Raw genomic sequence first — 4,237 nt, 5'->3', positions numbered from 1 at the left:
CCATGCCAGGCGGCCGACCGTCGGCTTCTACCGCTTTCTCTATAACGCCGTGGGCGAGGCCTACAACTGGCATAGCCGGGGCAGCCGTCCCGATGCGGAACTCGCCGCGCTCATCCAAGACCAACTCAACGAGGTGCATGTCCTCTATGCCGATGGCACGCCCGCGGGGTTCGCGGAGCTCGATCGGCGCACGCCGGGCGAGATCGAGTTGATTCAGTTCGGCCTGCTGCCCGAATTCATCGGCCAAGGACTGGGCAAGTGGTTCCTGCAGTGGACGATCGACCAAGCCTGGAGCTACCAGCCCCGCCGATTCTGGCTGCACACCTGCACGCTGGATCACACGGCCGCGCTGCCCAACTACTTGAAGGGCGGTTTCACACTTTTCAAGCAAGAGACAAAACGGCAACTCGTCCCGCAGCAAGCGGCCCCGACGAGACCCTCGTCGCCGCACGTCGGCATTCTGCAACCCGGTCGCTACCGGCATTACAAGGGCCGCGAGTACTTGGCGCTCGGCATCGCGCGCCATAGCGAAACCGAGGAAGAACTCGTCGTCTATCGCCAACACTACGGCGATCGCGGCCTGTGGTGCCGGCCCAAAGAGATGTTCGAGGAGACGGTGGAAGTCGCGGGCCAGACGATGCCCCGGTTCCGGTATCTCGGTCCGGAGTGAGTAGCGATCTGTCGCCCGACCATGTTCGCCGTAACGTGTTGGGCGGAAACGGTTTACATGCAACGCACGGTAAAGCTTCGCCGAACCCGGTACGCAGGTGCCGTACACCAACCCGAAGCGCTAGCGAGGAACGTGAAAAAGGCGACAAAACCTCGCTTGCGCTTCGGGTTAGTGTGAAATGGGAACGGGTTCGGCGAAGCTTTACAACGCACGCGGAACGCCTCGTCTCGGCGCCGCACGATCTCTCGCGGTGGTGGCTGGGGGAGAGCCGCTTCGTTCGCTGTTTCTGAAACCACCGAACGAGGTCAAGCTTGATGCCGCCTTTGTTCCGCTCGGCGGGGCTTACCCACGCGGCCGACACGATTAGCCAGGGATGCCCGCCCCCCTCGCCGGCTTGCCCGGCAGGAGCGCAAGTTTGACAGGCTAAGGGGGCGGGGTGACTTTTACGCCGCCCCCTCGCCGGCTTGCCCGGCAGGAGCGCAAGTTTGACAGGCTACAAGGCTCATTATGCTAAGCCCGTCAAACTTCTTCACCTACCAGACAAGCTGGCAGGGGTCGAAGTCGTTCGGCCCGGCGGCACTCTTAGCCCGTCAAACTGCTTCACCTGCCAGACAAGCTGGCAGGGGTCGTAGCCGCTCTGAAACACTTGCGTAGAACAACGAGGGGGCAAGCCCCATCGTGGCGGGAACAAAACCAGCATAACGTCGAAAGGCACGGAAGCCGTGATTTAGCGCAGGCCAGTCGCACCCTATGGGGACATCAGTTCGTTGACGAATTGTTCCCTTCGTCGTTCGGGTCTATGCCAGGCTTGCCTTCCGTCGCCTTTTCCGCGGCTGCACGATGGAGCAGGCGATCGCGATGGGCCTTGGCCGTGCCGAGCCGTGCTTCGGCGACGTTCAGCGCGGCCCGCGCTTCGTCGATAGCCGCCTTGTATTGGCGGACATTGGCAGTAGCGGTCACTAGGGCGGCCTTCGCGGCCGCCAAAGATGCTTTGGCTTCAGCGAGGTTTTGTTCTGATTCGTCGGCCAATCTCTGCTCAAGACCTCTCTGCGCGACAAGATTCTTGATGCGCTCGAACACTTTCGCGCGATAATCGTGCGTTACCTGCGCACTTTCAACATCGGCTCGGCGTTCGCCGACGAGCGCCTCAGCCGCCTCGAACTCCGCCTGGCAAATACGGACTTTGGCGGCGGCTTTCTGCTGCTCGGCCTCGGCCTCGGTAACGGCGGCCTCCGCCGACCCTTTAAGCTCGGTCCGCTGCCGGGCAAGACCCTCGATCTGCACCTTTGCGCGTTGCAACTGGACTTCCGCAAGGTGGAGCTTTAATTCCAACATTTTCATCTCGGCTTTCGGAGTCGAGCCTGGAGCCTGCTTGTTGCCGTCGCGATGTCTGTCAAGGTCGAATTGCGCCGCGTCGCGATTTGCTTCGGCCTCCTGAAGATCGAGTTGCGCCAGCCGCTCGCGGGTCTCGAAGTCGAACCGCGTCTCGGGAGCCGTTTCGCCTCGCTCGTTTGTGGCGGCTTCTGGAGCCTGTGCCGATGATTCGCGTTCGGCCCGCTGCCGCGCCAGCCCCTCGACCTTGACCTCGGCCCGATCAAGTTCCGCCTTGGCGCGGTGAAGATCCCTTTCGTCCGCATCAAGTCGACTTTGTGTCGCCGCCCCCGTTTTGTGAAGCTGCCGCGATCGCTTGAGCTGCTTCTCAGCGGCATCGAGCTCGTTTTTGGCCTCCTGTAGATCGACCTGCGCGAGTCGCTCACGCGTCTCGAGGTCGAGACCAGCCTCAGAATCAGCCCCGCTTCGCTCGCTCGCAGATGCTTGAGCAGCCTCTACGACCTGCGGATTGAGCACCGTCAGTGGCACACCGATGGCACCCGGTGCGGCGGCCGCACTCGGCGGATCAAGAGTGATCCTATTCTGACTTCCGTTGGGCAGTTGCGCGGCTGCCGGTACGCGGACCGTTTTCGTTATCACCTCACCGCCGCCGCTCATGCCGAGCAGCAGGCTGTCAAGCCGTGTGTTGACAATCACCTCTTTGTTTTTCTCGCGGGCCGCGACCGCCTGCTCGATTTCGGCCAATCGTCGCCGCAACCCGTCAAGTTCGGCATGCTGCAGGCGCTGCCGGGCCTCGAAACTCTCCTCCAGCACCGGCCGCAGCTTGTCGCGCAGCGCCTGACGTCCTTCGGAGCCAGGATGGTCGCCGAGAAAGTCCTGCACGATGGCGTCGCGGATCACGAAGCCGATCCGCTCTTCCGCTTGAAGGAACTGCTGTTTCGCTTCTTTGAGAGACGTTCTGCCGTTCGACGGTGGCTGCCCACGAGCTGCAGAGACGACGGCGCAGGCTAAAACAAGAGAAGTGGTAAGTGTTCGTTTCATGGTTGGACTTCCTTTACAGGCTTGGGTGACGGCGTAGTTGGGTCATGGTCGGCGGCTTGCGCCGCGAGTTGTTCGACATCGTTTTTCAGTCGGCCTATTTGTCGGGCCAGCGGGTCGTTCCAAAGATCGTCGACGCAATCTCGCGCCACGAGATCCGCCTTGGCGGCCAGTGCCTCGATTTTTTCGCTGATTCCGTCGTTCCAGGGCGCTGCGACGCCCGGTTTATCCGCGGACGTCGCGGCGACGCGTTGCTCGTGCTGCGTCTGCCGTTCGCGTTGAACCGGCAATCGCTGCTTCCATGCCACCAGCGCGGCAACTAGCAACAGCGTGGCCACGAGGAACATCGCTGCCCGCAGGCCGATGCGGGCCATGAACGCCAGTGCGCCGGCCTGCTCACTCAGCTCGGCCGGCAGCGCGACCGTCGCCGGCTGCTGCACATGGGCCAGGCAACGTTCCAAAAGGGCCGCGACCTCCGCGGCCGAGCCGTATCGCTGCGACGGATCTTTGGCCAACAGCCGGCCGATCATCCGCCATAGCCACGGCGGAACGGCCGGATTCAATTCGCGCACGTCGCGCGGCTCGCTATCGCAGATCTTGCGCAGCACGCCGTACGACGTTTCCGCCCGAAAGGGAGAACGGCCGGTGCAGGCGGCGTAGAGCACGCAGCCCAGGCTGAACAGGTCGGTGCGGTGATCGACCGGCTCGCCGCGGGCCTGTTCGGGCGACATGTATTGCGGCGTGCCGGCGATCACGCCGGAGCGGGTCAGGCTGGCGTCGTCGACGGCGCGGGCCAGCCCGAAATCGGTGATTCGGACGCGTTCGACCCCTTCTTCCAGCAGAATGTTGGCCGGCTTGATGTCGCGATGCACCAGCCCTTGGGCATGGGCCGCCGCCAGCCCGGCGGCCACCTGCATGCCGACCCGCAGCACTTCTTCGACTGCCAGCGGCCCATCGCCGCGCAGCCGCTTTTCCAGCGAGGGGCCGCGCACGTAGGGCATCACCAGGTAAGGAAGCCCCTGCGTCTCGGCCACCGCATGGATGGCCATCACATTGTCGTGAACGACGGCCGCCGCGGCCTGCGCCTCGCGCGAAAAGCGCCGCCGGGCGGCGCCGCTGTCGGCCAATCGTGGCGAAAGTAGCTTGATGGCCACAGAACGGTTGAGCGCGGCGTCGAACCCCTTGAGCACCACGCCG

General features: G+C 63.6%; 3 protein-coding genes. 1 reads left to right on the top strand and 2 read right to left on the bottom strand.

Going from position 1 to position 4,237, the window contains the following annotated elements:
- Nucleotides 1–670 (top strand): GNAT family N-acetyltransferase (locus VNH11_16810; GenBank protein ID HVA48033.1); only part of this gene is annotated, 670 nt, incomplete at its 5' end.
- Between the two features lie 759 nt (nt 671–1,429).
- Here VNH11_16810 and VNH11_16805 read toward each other — a convergent pair.
- Together VNH11_16805 and VNH11_16800 are read right to left on the bottom strand one after the other, a co-directional pair.
- Entirely contained in the window at nt 1,430–2,902 is a 1,473-nt protein-coding gene (locus VNH11_16805) for a hypothetical protein (GenBank protein ID HVA48032.1), read from the bottom strand.
- A 137-nt stretch (nt 2,903–3,039) separates the two neighbouring features.
- The coding region (locus VNH11_16800) for a serine/threonine-protein kinase (GenBank protein HVA48031.1) at nt 3,040–4,237 on the bottom strand (1,198 nt) is incomplete at its 5' end.

Source organism: Pirellulales bacterium (assembly GCA_035533075.1).
Lineage (GTDB): Bacteria > Planctomycetota > Planctomycetia > Pirellulales > JAICIG01 > DASSFG01.
Note: the sequence above shows the minus strand (reverse complement) of the source record. Positions and strands in the feature narration are given on the sequence as shown.